Annotated in this window: 1 protein-coding gene (only partly in view); it reads right to left on the bottom strand. The window is 55.9% G+C overall.

All 18,242 nt of this window come from inside a single coding sequence — locus tag THICY_RS01480, YDG domain-containing protein, on the bottom strand. Of the gene's 87,609 coding nucleotides, 22,654 precede the window and 46,713 follow it; the stretch shown corresponds to coding positions 22,655–40,896 (codon 7,552, partial, through codon 13,632, complete); the first complete codon in reading order (the gene reads right to left) occupies nucleotides 18,238–18,240. The start codon and the stop codon both lie outside this window.

Raw genomic sequence — 18,242 nt, 5'->3', positions numbered from 1 at the left:
TACGGTACCCACCGCTTGATTGGAACCGAGCGCAATCGTTCCTGTGCCATCAATCACTGAGCCTGCGCCAGTCACCGTCACCGTTCCCGCCAACGCCCAGACCAGGTTGTCGTTATCAGAAATACCGTTCACCGAGGTGAGCTGGCCACCATTGATCACGAGATTACCGAGGCGGTTCCAGCTGCCCTCTGTATTGGTGATCGTGCCGCCGGCGTTAATGGTGATTGTTGGCAGCACCGCAACGTCGTGTCGACCATAGATATCCGAGCCACCGAACACAAACGTGCCGCCATCATTGACGACGATGGTGTTATTAACGTGATTGGCCAACTTCTCTTTTTGCGTGCCATCGACACTGAGGGTACCGGCATCAACCGTCATGCCGCCAGTGAAGGTGTTGACGGCGGTCAAGCTCATGACGCCAGCGCCAGTTTTAACGATCGGGGCAGGGTTTGACAGAACCGCCGAGACGAGAAGATCCACCGCATCGTCGCCATCAGCAACATCAAACGTGATCGTGCCACCGCCGAGATTGAAGAGCGCGGACCCACCCGATGGATTAACCTGGCTAATCACGTTTTGTGCACCACCCGTGCTTTCATAGGTGGTGTTGCGGTTGACAAAATTCAGTGACGAATTAGTGAGCGTGCCACCACCATTCGCATCAAACCGGAAGGTTGCACCATTGAAATCGATGCGATTGCCGGTGATCAGTAACGTCGAGCCGTTGTTGATTTCGATCAGGCTACCCGCGCCCGCAGCGGTGGACGTGCCGTAACCGCCAAATGAGTTAATGGTTCCATCAGTGCCCGTGGACTTGAGTTCCAACGTGCCCTCATCAATGATGGTATTGCCTGTCCAAGGATGGAAGCCCTCAATCGTGAGCTTGCCGCTGCCCATCTTGGTCAGGTCACCCGTACCTGTGATAAGCGCACGGATAGCTGCATTAAACCCATTGGTATCGATTGTGCCGCCGCCGTTTAGAAGAGACAATGTTAGAGAATTGTTATCCCAAACTGTCAGATCAGCTGTTGCGCGCAGCGTCCCGTCGTCAAATACGATCGCTGCTGCTGCACCCGACGTTCCATTAATAATTTGGCGCGCCGTCTCAAGAACGCCGCCATTCGTAATCCTGATGGTCGACGCTGTTGCATCGCCACCCAACCGGTTCAACATAAGACGATAACTAGGACTAGTATTAACTCCAGCGACACCAACGGTTACGGTTCCGCCATCGACAGTCAGCAAACCAGTGCCGACCGTACCGCCTTCGTGAGTGCCGCCAATGAACGTATCAGCCCTATTATCTGCGTTTAAATTGCCAATCGACAGGGTGCCATCCGTGCGCACAATGACCTCAGCAGTACCTGCGACACCGAAACCCACACCGAAGTCACCGCCTGCACCTGTTTGAACAAAACCAGAAATATCAAGTGTTGCGCCAGCACCTGACACATCCAGACGGCGAATACCCGAGATCGAACCCGTGCTTGTGACCGTCACCGTACCACCGCGCACATACAAGTCACCGGTGTAGGTCGACAAATTCGTCAATGTCAGCGTGCCGGTGCCAATCGATGTTAGGTTCAGCTTGCCGCTTGCCGCTGTATTATCTTGCAGTTCACCCGCAAAGGTGCTGCTGCCGTTATTCACACCAACCGTCACTGTGCCTTGCGCACCTGAGCCACTGCGTAATACACCTTCGCCGCTGAGTTTGTTCACACGTACGTTACTGCCACGGTTCTCAAATACCGCATCTTCAGCAATGATGAGATCTGCTAGGTTGTTGGTGAACACTTCATTGCTGCCAGCGCCAGTCTGCAAAGTACCAGCCTGGACATCAATCACAGCGCCTGCAGACAAGGCAAAGGTACCTACACCAGTGCCCGTACCATTCCAATTAAGCGTGCCTTCACCGGTCTTCAGTAACGTACCTTCACCGGTATAAGTGGTGGTGTAGGCATTGAGCGTTTGCCCTGAGGCTACCTCGTAGTTGAGGATCGTGCCAGCATCAATCTGGTAGGAAGTCGACTGGTTGTTGCCTGTTAAACGAACCTCACCGGCTTCAATCGTGACACCACCCGTATGCGTGTTGTTATTTGTCAGCGATAGCTCGCCGCTGCCGGTCTTGGTGAAGTTGCCAGTACCCGAGACCACGCCGCTGACCGTCAACAGGTCAGAAGCCGTTGCCAGTGTCACGGTTGAATCGGTGCCAGCACCAAACGCCAAGAGGCCCGTCCAAGTGCTCGCGCCTACTGAAATCAGTGTGCCGCCCTGCATCGTTAATGGCTCGCCCTGGGTGTAGTTCACACCATCGAGTTCAAGCGTGGTGCCGCTCTTAACAAACGTGCCGCTTGCGAGCGTTTTGCCGGTTGAGTTACCCAAAGCACCATCAACCGTGACAATCAATTTACCCGCATTAATCGTCACGCCACCGGTGTGATCATTGTTGGACGACAGGGTCAAGGTACCCGTGCCCGTCTTATCAAGCACGCCTGAGCCACTCATAGTGCCGGCATAGGTCTCTGAATTGCCATCGGCAATAATGAAACGTGTGATGGCGTTGTTGGTGATGTCACCCTGAATCGCGAGCGTGTCACCTTTGAGCACACCAGCGGTATTGATCGTGCCGCCGGTATAGGTATTGGTGCCGGTCAGCGTCAGAATACCGGTGCCGACTTTCTCAAATACACCAGCCCCTGAAATAGCGCCCGAGAAAGTTGTCGAGCTGTTGTTGGCGCCCGCACTTAGGGTGTACGGAGCGTTTGCGTTATCCGCATCCACGCCTAAGACAATTGAGCCGGCTCCTGAAATCGAGCCAATCGTGTCATCGGACGCCACTTCATAGGTGCCATCACTGTTCACAATTACGTTTACGTTGTTGTTCAAGCTACCGGTCACAATCACGCGGCCATCATCAATCGTGATGTCGCCGTTGTTGGTGTTCGCACCCGCCAAGGTCAACTCACCCGCACCGGTCATGGTCAATGCGCCGGTGCCACTGATAGCCCCTGCCACATTACCTGCGCTGCCGCCCGTACCCGACTCATTAATCGTCAGGGTGTTGTTGCCCATGACAATGGCTTGTGCGTCCAGGCCGGTGACATTCAAGGTGGTGTTAGCGCCAAGTGTGACCGTACCTTCGTAAGTCTGGCCACCGGTGGTCGAGACCGACATGGTCGTGCCATCGCCATTCAGGGCGGTGGTGCCCGAGACGGACAAGCTGCCGAGCTCTTCAAAGAATCCAACCAACGCGTTAAACACCGCATTGCCGGTGATCTCGAGCGTATCTTCTTCGCTCGCGCCACCAGTCGCACTGCTATCGAGCGTGTCGTTGAAAGTGACGGTGGCACCTGCAATGAAGGTGTTCTGGCTCAGCGTCACCGGACCGTTGTAGGTCACCGTGCTGCCCGCTGCATAGTCGCCGCCGGCCAAGGTGATCGCATCGGCCGTCACAGCCTGTGCACCAGTGGTGAACACATTGTTCAGGCTGGCCGTGGTGGCGCTATTGATGGTCAAGCTGGCTAGGCGATTCGCACTATCCGCCGTTGTGCCCACCGCACCATTCAAGGTCACGTTACCCGTGCCGGCGGTCAAGGTCAGCGCCTTGGCGCCGTTGATGGTGTTGCTAAACAGGATGTTGCTGTTAACGGTTTCGAGCGTCGTGTTGCTCAACAAGGTGGCCGCGCCGGTGTAAGTCTGGGTGCCATCGGTGTTGACTGTGATCGCAGCTACACCTGTCTTGCCGAAGGTGCTGGCTTGGGTCACTTCAATGGTGCCCAGCGCAAAGCTGTTACCGACGTTGCTTTCAAACGTGGCGTTGCCCGTCACTTTCAATGTACTTAGCGCGGAATTGCCAGCATTGGCTGAATCTTCAACGCTATCCACCTTACCCGCAAAGGTGGTGGTAACAGCGGTAAAGGTGGTGTTTTGCTCAAGCGTGGTGGCACCGGTCAAGGTGATGTCACCCGCTGTAGCGGTGTAAGTGCCATTGGTTAGGTCGATGTTGCCGGCCGTCACGGTCTGGTTGCCGCTGGTGAACACATTGTTCAGCGTGGCATTGGCGGCGTTGTTGATGGTCAGGCTGGCTAGGCGATCCGTGCTATTGGCACTGCTACCCATCACACCCACTGCTTCAATGTCGCCGGTGCCAGCAGCCAAGGTCAGCGCGTAGCCGCCGTCAATCGCATCGCTGAAGGTGATGTTGGCATTGTTAGTTGTCAGGCTCGCAGCACTGGCCAACTGCACAGCGCCGGTGTAGGTCTGGCTGCCAGAGGTGGTCAAGTTCACCGAAGCACCCAAAGCTTCTGCCTCAAATCTCGTTTGTCCTGACACTGACAAGCTACCCAACGCATGGGTCTGACCCACATCAATAGCAAACACGACATTGCCCGTGATGCCTAAGGTGCGATTGTTTGTATTACCCGACGCGTTATCGCTGTTGAGCGTGCTACCCACAGCACCTTCAAATGTGATGGTGCCTAGGGTGCCACTGTCATCAGCGGTGAGTGTGGTATTCGCGCCCAGAACTGTGGAACCTGTGTAGGTCTGATTACCGGTAGTGATCACGGCACCGTTGCCGCTATTGATATTAATCGTTGCCGCAGACACTTCAACTGAAGCCACATCGACCACATCGTTCAATGTCACACTACCCAGACCAGAATTCACCTCCAGCGCTTGCGCACCCGTCACGGTGTCATGAAGAACAATATGTCCTGCAGAACGAGGTCCACCGGTGCTGATCGCACCCACGCCAGCAGACAGAATAATCGGATCGTTGATGGTGATGTCCGTGCCCGCGGTCGTAATCGAACCGTTGACCAGACGAATTTCATTTGCCGACAGGGTGATCGCACCGGCATTGGCATTCAAATCACCGGTTAGGGTGAAGTTGCCATCCGCTTTGTTGGCGCTCGCTTGGTTAAACGAGGCGGCCTTAAAGCCGTCACGAATCTCGATGTCATTGACAGTGTTAACGGTTACCGCACCCAAGCGACCTGTGTCACCCACCGCACCAGTGAACAACACATCACCCTTGCCGGTGCCGAGTGTCAAGGCATAGGCATTGCCACTGCCATCAACATCGCTATCCAAGGTGCTCAGGAAGGTGATGCCTGCGCCGTCTTCGGTGGCGGTCTGGGTATTCAGTTCCACATCGTCAATCAAGGTGACCGCACGCGTGAAGGTGATTTCATCGTCAGTGGTGGTGATGTTGCCACCCAAGCTCACCAGGCCTGCACCGTCTTGGACAAAACCGCCGCCAAGGTTCAGTGCGGTACCCGCCGCGATCGTCAACAGACCGCTGTTGGTGATGGTGAACTGACCAGCGCCTGTGCTAGAAGCACCGCCGTTCAGCGTAATCGCGCCACCAATCAAAGTGGTGGTATCCGCTAAGGTCACCGCACCGGTGTAAGTCTGAGCGCCGGTAGTCGTTACCATCATGGCATTGGTGCCATCGCCGTTCAACGCCGTCGTACCTGATACCGACAAGCTACCCAGTGCCGTGCTATTACCGACCAGCTCGTTGAAGATCGCATCGCCGGTAATGGCTAAACTGCCGCCATTCACGGTGCTGTTGAAGGTACTGGTGTCCGCAGTAACGCTCGTGGCGGTGGTTAAGGTCAGCGCACCATTCACGGTCAGCGTATCCAGCGTCACATTGGAGCTATCAATGGTATTGCCAGTCGATGTAAGGGTCAGGCTATGAGCCGTGTTATCCGCATCAATCCCGTTCACATCCTGACGCAAACGAATCGTGCCGCCGGTCGTACCGGTGCTCACAGTCGCATCGTTCGTCAGCAACAACTCAGCATTGATATCGATGTTGGCCGAAGCCGTGGTCATGTTGCCATTCAGGGTTGCGCTATTGGCGGTGATGGTGATGGCGCCCAGGGCATCCGCGTTACCCACTGCGTCATCAAAGAACACATTGCCTGCCGTGCCGGCCTGAATAATCAGGGTGCTGGCGGGGTCTCCAGCTTCATCATGGCTATTCACCGTGCCGGTGAAGGTCACATCCGCACCAGCTGCCGTGGCCACACCTAGACTTGTCGAGATGTACGTATCGTGGTTAAAGACGGTGTTGCCAGTAAAGGTGATGGCCGCACCATCGGTGATATACGCACTGTTGGTGTCAATGGTGCCGGTGGCGGTGAAGGTCTGTGCACCGCTGGAGTAGACACTGCGCAGGGTTATGTCGGCAGCCGAGACATCAAGGCCGCCGAACAAGTCGCCAGAGTCTGCCACGCGGGGGTCATTGCCCACAATCGCGTTTTCATTGAATAGCACATTGCCGGTACCGGCTGTCAGGGTCAAGACACCTGTACCGGTGATGGCCTCATCGAACGTGATGTTGCCAGCCACACCAGCGCCTGTGCTGATGGTGATGTTCTCATCAACGATGACGGCTGTACCGAAGTTAAAGTTGCCACCCGTGGCGGTCAAACCACCAGAAAGTCTTGTCGCACCGCTGCCGTTAAAGGTAATTCCACCATCAGCCGACAAACTACCGCCCGAGGCCAGCGCATATTCACCTGAGTTGGTGAAGGTGGCCGAACCGGTGGCGGTGTTAGCGCCCTTCAGCGTGATGGCATTGCCAACAAACAAGAAGTCGCCCGCTAAGTTAAAGGCTTGCTCGAAGGTGGTTTGACCGGATGCTTTCACAGTCAAATCGGCATTGGCAGAGCCGCTGTTCTGGCCAACCGGACCGCCGAAGGTCACATCCACCGCATTCAGTTCGGTATCGGCCACCAAGGTCATGGTGCCCGTGCCGAAGTGCAGGTTATTGCTGGTGTTGATAGTACCGCCCAAGTTACCGCTGGCGTTGCCACCGAAGCTCAAGCCACCGGTGAAGGTGAATACATCAGTATCCGCATCACCCAAGGTCACTGAGCCAGTGTTATTAAAATCAATGGCTTGTGTGAAGGTATTCATGCTACCGGTGAGGCTGACATCAAACGCCTTCGCAGCGGTCACCAAGTTGGCCAGGGTGACATTGTCGGTGAAGCTGGCTTCTGCCTCGCCAGCGTTGATGGTGAGGGTCTTGCCTGCGCCGCTGACTACGCCATTGAAGATGATGTTTGCGCCTGCGGTAGTCGCATCATTGTTGGTTGAATCCACCGTGCTATCGGTCAGCAGCGTCAAGGTACCCGAACCGAAGTTCATCACAGCGTCAACACTTCGGACGGTTGCCGCCACATCCATGGCGGTGTTGTTGCCAACACTCAAGCCATCGGTAAATATAAAGACGTTGCTCGCAGCGGTGGCACCCAAGGTTACTTTACTGCTGTTGGCAAAGTCGGTGGTGCCGGCAATCGTATTGCTCGCACCCAATAACGTCAGGGCGTAAGCACCGGTGCCCACCGTCATACCTGCGCCTAAGGTCAGGTTGTCTTCGAACACCAGGGTATCGCCACTGCCCGCGACGCCATTGGCTAGCTGCAGACTGGCCGCATCAACGCTATCGGTAAAGGTGGCGCCACCGACTCGGCTTAGGGTGATGGTGCCGATGTCGGTACCAATCTCACCCACTTCCAAGGCACCGGTGGTGTTCACCACGAGGTTCGAAGCCGCACCATCGGCGGTGCCGCTAATGCTATCGACCGTGATTTCGCTCGAGCCCACATTGGCCGCACCACTGGCATCACCCAGGGTCAGGGTGGTGCCATCGGCTAGGGTAATCGCACTTAAGGTAATCGCACCGTCTGTAGTGCCATCGGCCGAGCCACCGATTTGGGTGTTACCCGCAATGACAATACCGGTATCCTGGTCACCCAGTTCAATCGTTGCTGAGTTGGCTACTTGAATAACCCCGTGCAACACCACCTCACTCGGATTGCGCGCTAAAAGCCCGCCGGTCAACATAAAGACATCCGAATCGTTATCACCCAAGGTTAAACGCCCACGGTTCAAGAAGGTCATCGGTGCGACAATCGCATTATCCGAGCCCAACAAGCTGACCGCATAATCAGCGTCTGCCGTGGTTAAGCTGGCTACCTTCACATCGTCTTGGAAAGTCACCGCGCCCGTTGCAGCTGCCGCTTGAATGGTTAAGGCATGAATACCACTAACCATCCCGCTTACGGTCGTGGTGCCCGCACCTGAAATCAGCGTCAGGCTATTGTTGGCGCCAGTAATCGCGGCCAACTGCAAATCACCGCCGTTGTCACCGGTGGTAATCTCAAGCGTTTGCGCGGCATTTTCAGAATCAGCCAACAGCGTCAACGGTGCGTTAATGGTCAGGTTGTTGCCACCGGTGGTGATATTCGCACCCAGAGCCATCGAACCACCCGCTAGGGTTATGGTATTAGTCACGGTAACATCACGCAGATAGCGCTGCTCACCGCTAGTGGTGATGTTGGCGCCGACTTCCAGCAGAGTATTGGCGGTCAGGCTGGTGATGGCCTCCACGCTGCCAATCGCCCCAGTGATGTTGATCACGCCGGTGGCGCCATCGGTGTTGTTCAGACTCAGTGCCGAAGTGCCACCGCTGGTCGCGGCATCAATCAAGCCCTGCAAGTTCAGGTTACCGGTAGTGAAGATCGAGGCATTACCCGTCAGGGTGATGGCACCAGCGTAGGTGGCGGCATCGCTGCTGGTGTTGCGCAACGAACCGAGGCTGGCCGCATTGCCCTGCAGGTTCAGCGCATTGGCGACATTTTGGCCCTTGAGGTCGAGCGCGCCGCCATTGACGGTGATGGTCGATGTACCAAAGGCGCCATTGGTGACGTTACCGCTGTCCACGGTCGATGAGGTACCGGCAACCAGCACACCGTTAGAAATCGTGGTGCCACCGGTGTAGGTGTTCGCTGCCTCAAAGGTCAAAGTACCCGCGCCAGCGCTAATAATCGCACCCGTACCGCTGATAACACCAGCAACCACACCCACGTCAGCTTCCGCAATCGTTAAGGTATGACTATCTAAGTCAATCGCATTGGCAACCAGGCCTGCTGCGGTCAAGGTAGCATCAGCGCCCAAGGTCACCGCACCGGTGTAATCCTGTGCGCCGCTGGTCGCGACTGAAACGCTGCTGCCATCGCCGTCTAGGGCGGTGGTGCCGGATACCGTGATGCTGCCAAGCGTGAAACTGCTACCCACATCGCCGCCAAATACCAAATCACCGACAATGTTCAAGGTGCGGTTATCCGTGACCAACGTGCCTTCGTCATCCGTGCTGCTGCTATCAAGCGCACCGGCAAAGGTGATTGTCGTACCCGACAAGCTGGTGTTGGCACCCAACACCGTGGCGCCGGTAAACAACTGGGTGCCGGTGGTTGTGATCGAGTGCGCATCTAGGTCGCCATCGCCATCCACTGTATACGCCGCGTTCAACTTAATCGTGCCGGCGGTCACATCCAAAGACTCAATCGAAACCAAACCATCCAACTGCGCGGTGCTCGCGCCAGCGGTCAAGGTCAAGCCGTGGGCACCAGTCACATCGCCGACAAGGGTAATCTTGGCGCTGTTACCAGCATCGACGCTGTTGAGCGTGAACGCCTCGGTCAAGTTCAGACCACCAATGGTGATTGCACCACCGCGGGTGTTGATGGTGCCCGCCGCATTCAAGGTACTGGCGCTGTTCAAGGTCAGGCCGCCACTAAAGGTGTAGCTCGCCGTGTCACCCGCTGCCAGCGTAATCAAGCCGGTGGAGTAAATGTTGCTGCCACCGGCAATGTTTACACCGCCGCCAAACACGATATTGAAGTCACCATTGGTGCCGACCGTGCTCATGTTTCCGGTCAGATCCAGGTCACCGGAGAAGGTGATGGTTTCGCTGACGGCACTGCTGTCAGCGAACGACAAGCTGTACGCATTAACGTTGCCCAACAGCGTCACATCACCGCTGATCTTTAGCGCCGCACCTGAGGCATCCAACAGACCGGAGATGGTCAGACTGCTGTCCTCAAGCGCACCGACTTTACCTGAGTCGGTCACGGTCAGTTCACGTGCCGCTGCCAGCATCACAGCACCGTCTTGAGCGCGCAAGATACCGCTGTCAAAGATGGTGATGGTGTTGTCGGCATCGCCGAGCGCCGCGTTCGAAGAAATCTGCAACGCCGCACCCGAGACAGTGATATTGGCTTCGAAGGTGTTCTCACCCGAGAGGCCCTGTGTGCCCAAGCCTGTGATGTCTAACAACCCAAAGTCGCCAGCAATGGTGCCAGCCGCGTTCATCTCACGGCCTTCAGCCACCACCAATGCAAAGCTATCGTTAACCGTCAGCGTCGTGCCTTGGGTCATGCCCAAACCACCGACGCGCAAGTCATCGACCGTCAAGGTACCGGCGGTCATGTTTAGCGAGCCAATCGCCAACGGATCTTCCGCCTCAACTGGCAGCTCTGCCGCACCCTGGAAGGTTACGCTATTGAGCGTGACCAGGCCTGCTTCGGCTGAGCCGCGACGGCCAGCCAAGGTGTCGTTAAATTCAATTTCTGCGCCTTCAGGCACAATCACATTGGCGACGTTGGCCAAATCAGGCACCGCACCGACCGAACCAATAGCCGTCACTTCGCCATTCACAACTGTCGCACTGGCCCAATTTGAACCATCAAACCAGTTGCCCGAAGTGCCACCGACCCAAATAGCGTAGTCGAGCTGATTAATGGTGCCGACTTGTGCACTACCAAGGTTCACAATGTAGTTGTCACCGAAGTTGCCGTCATCAATTTCAACCGACAGCAACTGCACCTCGGCATCGCCATCAGCCACATTCTTGCTGGTAAAGCGCAGTGAGGCATTGGTCAGCGCGTCATCGCCCAATAGAATGTTGCCATCGCGAACATCGCTGTTCAGCGCCAAAATTTCAGCGACAGACAAGCTATAGGCCAGCGTGCCGTCGTAAGTCTTAGTGACCGCCAACGGATTAATAGTGATCTCGCGCGCTTCGATAAAGCCCACCAGGTCTGGTTGACCAACCAGCTTGTAGTTGCTCGCCAGGCCTGCGGTTTGATCAGAGCCCGCATCTGCCAAAGTATAGGTCACCGCCACTTCATGGCGACCCACATGGCGTTCGGCAAAAATACCCGTGCCTGTCACATCCAGCGTCTCAGACCCAACCAGACCTAACAAGGTTGCGTTGGTGGTATCAATCTGGGCATCAGTGGTGGCGTCATAGTCGCGCGTCACCACTTCAGCGCCGGTAATCGTTAAGGCCTTCGGTGTGATGTTTGCCGCAATACCCGAGACATTGCCCAACAGGTAGTTACCGGCCAAGCCACCGTTGTTGCCATCGCCTAGCGTGAAGCTGGCGGTAACCGATGAGGCTTCCAGCACATTCGGGCTATTAAATTCGCCCGTTGCCGCACTGATCACAACCGTCTCATCACCAATAAAGCCAGCTAAGGTGCCGAAATTGTCGATTGTGGCTGTTGTATTGCCGTCGTAGATCTTGTCAAACGCGGTGGTGCCGGTCACGGTCAAGGTGACTGGGTTGATGATGCCTTGCAGGGTTTCGCCCGACAAAATGTAGTTGCTGGCTAGACCATTAGCGCCATCAGACAAGGTATAGGTCACCGTAACGTCTTGTGATGTGATCTGGCCCTCGTTGTTGTACGCCACGTTGGCGGTCGCAAACTCACCCGTGCCCGCTACAGTCAGTGCTTCGCCATCAACCAGGCCTGCTAAGGTGCCTGCTGTAATACTGGCATCGGTGGTGGCGTCGTAATCACGCGTTTCAACGCTGCTGCCCGCAATGGTCAATACACGCTGAGTAATGCCCGCATCTACCACCAAACCGTTGGTGCCGAGGGTGTAGTTACCCGCCAAGTCACCCGTGAGCGTGAAGCCGCTCAAGGTCACGTGGGTGGCGTCAAGCACATTGGCGCTATTGTAGACACCGGTGATGGTGCCGCTATCCAGGCTGACATCGCTGACATCCGCAGCCAACACACCATCCAATGTGGTGTTTTCTTGAGCCAGCTGATCGTCGACATCAAAGTCCGTGGTGCCGTCGTATTCACGATCGGTGACGGTTAAGCCATCAATACCGATGAGCAACGGATTAATAGTCGCGGTGACCGTGGGTATCACAACCACGTAGTTGCTGGCCAAGCCGCCATTGCTGCCATCAGCCAGTACAAAACTCGTTGTTACGTCTTGAGCGATAACCGCATCGGTATCCTCATCACGCGCAACATTGGCGCTGTCAAAGGTGCCCGTGACGCTATCAATCGACACCGTCTCAAAGCCGACAAAGCCCGACAGCGTGCCATTGGCAATAATCTGCGCAATATCGGTGCCGTCGTAATCGCGATCGGCCGCTTCCGTACCCGTCGCCGTCAACTCACGTTGGGTGATCGCCACATTGGCGTTGTTGCCGCCGGCGACGGTGAAGGTATCTGAGACCAGGAAGTAGTTCTTGGCATCATCACCGCTTAAGCTCAAACCGCTGAGGGTGTAGCCGAGGTTGCTACCCACATTCGCCTGGGCATACTCGCCACGACCGGTAATGGTGATCGCGTCATTCAAGACCTGGTTTTGTGCGGCAAGGGTCAAACTGCCCATGGCGGTAGTGCCATCATACTGACGATCGCCACCCTCGGTGATGTTGACCACATTGATCGCTTGCGGGTTGACCGTCAGCCAGCCGTCCATGAACTCGGCGCTTTCGAAGTTGCCGCCAACTTTCGTGGCGTGATCACCTTGAATCTGGTAATTACCCACATTCAACGCGTTGCCCGTGCTGCGAGAGTTGGCATCTTCAATGGTGTCGATGGTGAAGGTCAGTGCATCCACACCGTCTTCACGGGCGATGAAGCCGCCACTGCCATCGGCCACCACATCCAAGGTCACAATCGACTGGGACAGCGCTGAGAAATAACGCGCGTGCGTGGTGGTCTCAGTTGGATCGGAACCATACTCAGCGGTTACATCACCCAAGGTGACCAGCAACTCGCCCGGGCCAACAATGGTGAAGGCGTCAGTAAAGGTGGCCTGATTTTCGACAGGCGTCAATTCGGTGCCGTCATTGTCTTCGAAGGTAATGGCGTAGTTGGTCGAAGTCGCCTCGACAAAAATGTCATAGCTCGCACGGCCCTCTTCGCCCGCTGCGCGGCTGATGTTGAAGCTGGTGAGGTCAGCAAGGGTCTCGCCGGCCACAAAGCCATCGGTGCGCACGGTGAGCGTTGGGTCAAGCTCGGTCATCACCTTCTTAATGTCGTTGGCCGTGATGGTCAAGGCGGCTTGTTCAATCACCGCCGACAAGATTTCATCATCGAGGATGTAGTTGCTGGCCAGACCCGCATTTTCCCCAATACCGTCGCCCAACAGGTAGTTGACCAACACGTTCTGCTCGGCTGCCACCGGCACAGTCAGTTCGTTACCATCTTCATCGATGGTGGTCAGAACCACGTCTTTGCCAGCAAAGGTACCGACCACGTCAGTGATCGTCAGCGTTTCATTACCCACCAGGCCTGCTATTTGACCGACAGTCACCGCTGCGTTGGTGGTGCCGTCATAGGTGCGGTTCGCCACCGTGGTGCCGGTGATGGTCAACACCGCTGGGGTGATATTGGCGGTGGTGGTGGTTTGGCCACCAAAGGTGTAGTTACCGGCATCTTCGCCAGCGCCGGTGATACTGGTGATGGTCAAAAGCTTATCGCCACCGACATTGGCGGTATCAAAGTTACCAAGGATGGTGTCAATGCTGAGATCGTCCGCATCGCCATTGACGTCAACCACCAGGCCTGCGGCCACCAAGTCCACACCACTGAAATCGAAGGTGGCCGTTGTGCCGCCGTCATAGACCTTGTCGTTCGCCAAAATGCCACTGAGTTCCAGCTCACGCGGCGTAATAGTGCCAGTCGTGGTGGTAGGCAGGGTGAAGGTGTAGTTATCAATATCGCCACCGACCGCATTCAGGGTCAGGGTGACGTTCTTATCGACACCCGCGTTGCGGTCAGCAAACGCACCTGTGCCTTCCAAACGGAAATCATCGCCTTCGACAAATCCGCCGCCAAGCGTCAAGTTTTCAAGGTCGATTGTTGCATCGGTGGTGCCGTCGTATTCGCGGGTCGCCGCAGTCACACCCGAAATCGTCAAGCTCGCCTGGGTAATGGTCGCAGTCAGGTCGTCTGGCTGCGCCACGCGGTAGTTGTTGGCTGCATCACCGGTTAGCGTAATACCTGAAACCGTGACGTTCTTGGCGGTGACGTCAAATATTTGGTTGCCCTGGCCGTCGAGCACCGGATCGCCATTGGCATCCACGCGACCAACCAAGAACACGTTCTTGTCATCAAAGGTAGCCACGGCATCGCCTAGCACAATCGACAACTTGCCAGCGTCGTCAGAAATCAAGCCCGTGGTTGGGTCGACGACCAGATCTCCTTCTTCATCAAAGTTCATGATCTCGTCAAAGCCCAGGGTTTGACCTGGCTGAGCACTCAACGTAGTAATCAAGGTGCCGTCATAAACACGATCGTCGGCCTGCACACCAATCACCGCCACTTCACGTTGGAAGATGGTGGCGTTCATGTTGTCAGTGGTCAGCATGTAGTTACCCGCTTTCGTACCAGCGAGCGACATACCGGCCACGTTCACCGTGTGGGCGATCGGGTTGCCGTCATCACCCAACACCACGTTGCCGCCATTGACAAAGCTTGCCGCCGCCGTACCGGTCACCGACACATCATCGTCACCCAAACCAGTGACTGTGGGGCCAGATTCCTCATCGAGGATGAAGCTGGCATCGTCCGTACCGTCATACACACGGTCTTCAATCGCAATGCCTTCGAGCAACAGCTCATACGGATTAATCGTTGCCTCTAATCCTTCAGGGCTTGTCACAATGTAGTTGGCCGCATCGGCACCCGAGAGCTGGTAGCCGGTAATGGTCACACCCTGGGCAATCACATTGCCGTTATCACGTGCCACGTTGGCGCTATCAAAGGTCGCTATCGCTTCGGTGATATCGACCTGAATATCGTCACGCCCAAAGGCGGTTACCGTACCAGCGTCAATGATGAACGCATCGGTGGTGGTGTCATAAATCTTGTCGTCCACCACGGCACCGCTCACTTCGATGGTGGCTTGGCTAATGGTTGCCGTCAAAGTGGTCGGCAGAATCAACTGGTAGTTGATCGCCAGGCCGCCATTGGCGCCATTGGCCAAACCAAAGCCGTCCAACGACACCATCTGCGCGATCGGATTGCCGTCATCATCGAACTGCACGTCTTTACCAGCAAACTCAGCGCGGGCGTTAATCGCTTCACCGAAGATATCAAACCCGCTTTCACGGATGTTCAGAGTTTGGGTGCCAATACCGGTGTCCACGCTCGTGGTGGTCAGCGTGTAAGCGGCATTGATGGTGCCGTCATACTCACGGTCCGCAATTTCAAAAACTGCCGCATCCAACACCAAATCCATTGGGGTGATGGTGGCCATCAAATCTGGCGATGAAATTAAGTTGTAGTTCGCCGCATCGGCGCCACTAATAGTTAAACCAGTCACCGTCACTAGCTGCAGGCCTGGTAGACCGGTTTCAGGATCCAGCACCACGTTCGGAGAAACAAACGCCCCGGCAGCCGTACCGCCCAAGTTCACCACATCGCCGTCGAATGCGGTGATAAAGGCCTCGCCATCCAGCGTCGCCGCGGTGGTACCGTCATAAACACGGTCTTCAGCTGTCAAGCCATCAATCACCAGGTCGGCACGCTCGATTTTGCTGTTGGTGTTGTCGACAAAGGTAATGTTGTAATCATCAAAACCGATGACGATCCACTCCATGACCGGGTTGTCATTCTCATCCAATACCGGCTGGCCAGCATCATCGAGCACTTCGGTTTGAATTCGCGAGCCGATTTGCGCGCCGGTCAAGGTCACTGTCTTGCCCTCGCCCGCGTTCTTATCAGCAAATGCCGCAATCACCTCACCGAGTGAATCTGGACCAAACAAGGTGCCGCCCACCACTTTAGCCTCAGCGCCTTCCACATCGGTGGTGGCGTCATAGACGCGGGTGAAGTCTTCAATGCTGATGCTGATGTTAGCCTGGGCGATATTGACCGTAGGCAGATCGCCAATAGCCGTGCCAAACACCGCTTCTATGTCGTAGTTGTCGGCATCAGCACCACTCAAGGTGATGCCGCTGACCACAATTTCTTTATTCTGGTTGGCATGACGGTCGACCATGGTACCAACTGCGCTGCCCAAGTCTAAATTGACCGTGTCACCGTCCAACAGACCATCAAAGCTAAAGTTACCCGCCACATCGACGTTCAGCTCGCCGTTGTAATCACGGTCCACACCCTCAACACCGGTGACCAACAAGCCCAATGGCGTGATCATGCTCGAGGTATTGGCCGCAAAGGTGATGGTGTAGTTATTGCCACTGTTGCCATCAGCGATGCTCACGCCCGAGACATTGACGGTTTTATCGTCCAGGACGTCACGATTGGCAGCGCGGCTGACGTTCTCGTTGTCAAACTCGATAGTGGCGCCGCTCAAATCAAACTGGTCATCACCGAAAATCTGCGTGCCATTGACAGCCTTGGCAATGGCATCAGTGACGTCGACCGTGCCGTCGTACTCTTTCTCGATGTCCTCAACCGAGATCACGATCGCAGCTGGCGTGATGTCCGCTGTAAACGACAGCGGGACGACGTTACCAACGTCATCAACCGAGTCAATCACCACCTCATAGTTGTGTGCAGCCGCACCACCGAGGGTCACGCCTGTCAGGCTCACGGCCTTGCCATCGCCCACGTGCCGGGCAGTGTCGAGTATCGGATTGCCATCCTCATCAATCTCGTCAGCAAACTCGCCGAAGGCGGCTGAGATGGTCACGTCGTCATTTTCAATGATGGCAGTTTCCGACAAGCCACCGAGAGCAAACAACTCGCTTGGCCGCTCAAAATCGCCATTGCTAACATCAAACGTGGCCTCGGCCGTGCCGTCGTAGGTTCTGTTTTCTGCTTCGATGCCTGACACCGTAATCACGCGGCGATCGATATCGGCCGTCACATAATCGGGCTGAACAAAGAGGTAGTTGGCAAAATCGGCGCTGCTTTCATCCAGCGCGTAACCCGTGATGGTAACCGCCACATCCAAGCCGGCATTGGCGCTTACGAACTCGCCGATTGCACTACCGGTCAGGTCCAGATCGTCACCGGAGATCACCCCGCCAAACACGGCGCCATCGGCGTTCAGATCAACATCGGTGCTGCCGTCGTATTCACGGCTGTCGGCGGTAATGCCCAGTACCGTCACTTGTTTCGGTGTGATGTTGCCGGTCAAAGTACTCGGCATTACCAGGTTGTAGTTGCGTGCGTCATCACCGGCCAAGAAAGCCCCGTCAACCGTGACTGCTTTGTCGTCACCGACGTTACGATCATTAAACAGCGCCACCAAGTCGTCGGTGTTCAAGGTCAATGCATCGCCACTGATTGGCGTCACACCCAAATCACCCGTAAACGTAGCAATCGTGGTGCCGTCGTATTCACGATTGGCGATCTCTAGGCCGTCGATGCTGATGTCGGCCGCAATGATGTTGCCAGTCACGTCTGTGGGCAACACGATTTCATAGTTGTCGGCCAATCCGCCGTTGGTGCCGTCGCTCAAGCTCCAGCCACTCAAGGTGACGAGCTTGTCTTGGCCAGCGTTCCAGTCCGCAAACGTGGCGGTGGCGCCGCTCGTGACCAACGCAACCGTTTCATCACCCACCAAACCTGACAAGATACTGCCGGTGTTGGTAAAGCTCGTGGTCGTTGTGGTGCGGTCGTAGGTCTTGTCTTCAACAATCACGCCACCGAGCGTGAGTTGCGCGCGGGTGATTTCACCCAAGTTGCTGCTGTAGGTGGTGCTACTGGTGAATGTGTAGTTGCTGGCAGAAGCGCCATCGAGCACCAGGTCAGCAACATTGACGGTCAGTCCAATCTCCTCGCCTGCATTGGCGCTGACAAATGTGGCAAATGCGGTCTCGCTCGTCAAATCAAAACCAATCGTCAGTGAATCATTGGCCACCAGGTTGGTGACACCCAAGTTCACCAAGTCGGCTTCTAGAATGTTGGTGGCGTCATAACTGCGGGTACCCGAGACAGCCAGATCAATCACACGCTGATCAATCGTCGCCGCGCCACCGATGGTGATGGGGTTGCCCGCATTGGTCAGCAAGTAGTTGCCCGCCGCGGTGCCGGTTAAGCCAAACTCGCCACTGGCGGTAAAGCTGGTGTCGCCCGCATTGGCACTGGCCAATTCGCCACTGAAATTGCTTGAGGTGACACTGACATTATCGCCATTGACGATACCCG

Source organism: Thiomicrospira cyclica ALM1 (genome assembly GCF_000214825.1).
Classification (GTDB): domain Bacteria; phylum Pseudomonadota; class Gammaproteobacteria; order Thiomicrospirales; family Thiomicrospiraceae; genus Thiomicrospira; species Thiomicrospira cyclica.
Note: the sequence above shows the minus strand (reverse complement) of the source record. Positions and strands in the feature narration are given on the sequence as shown.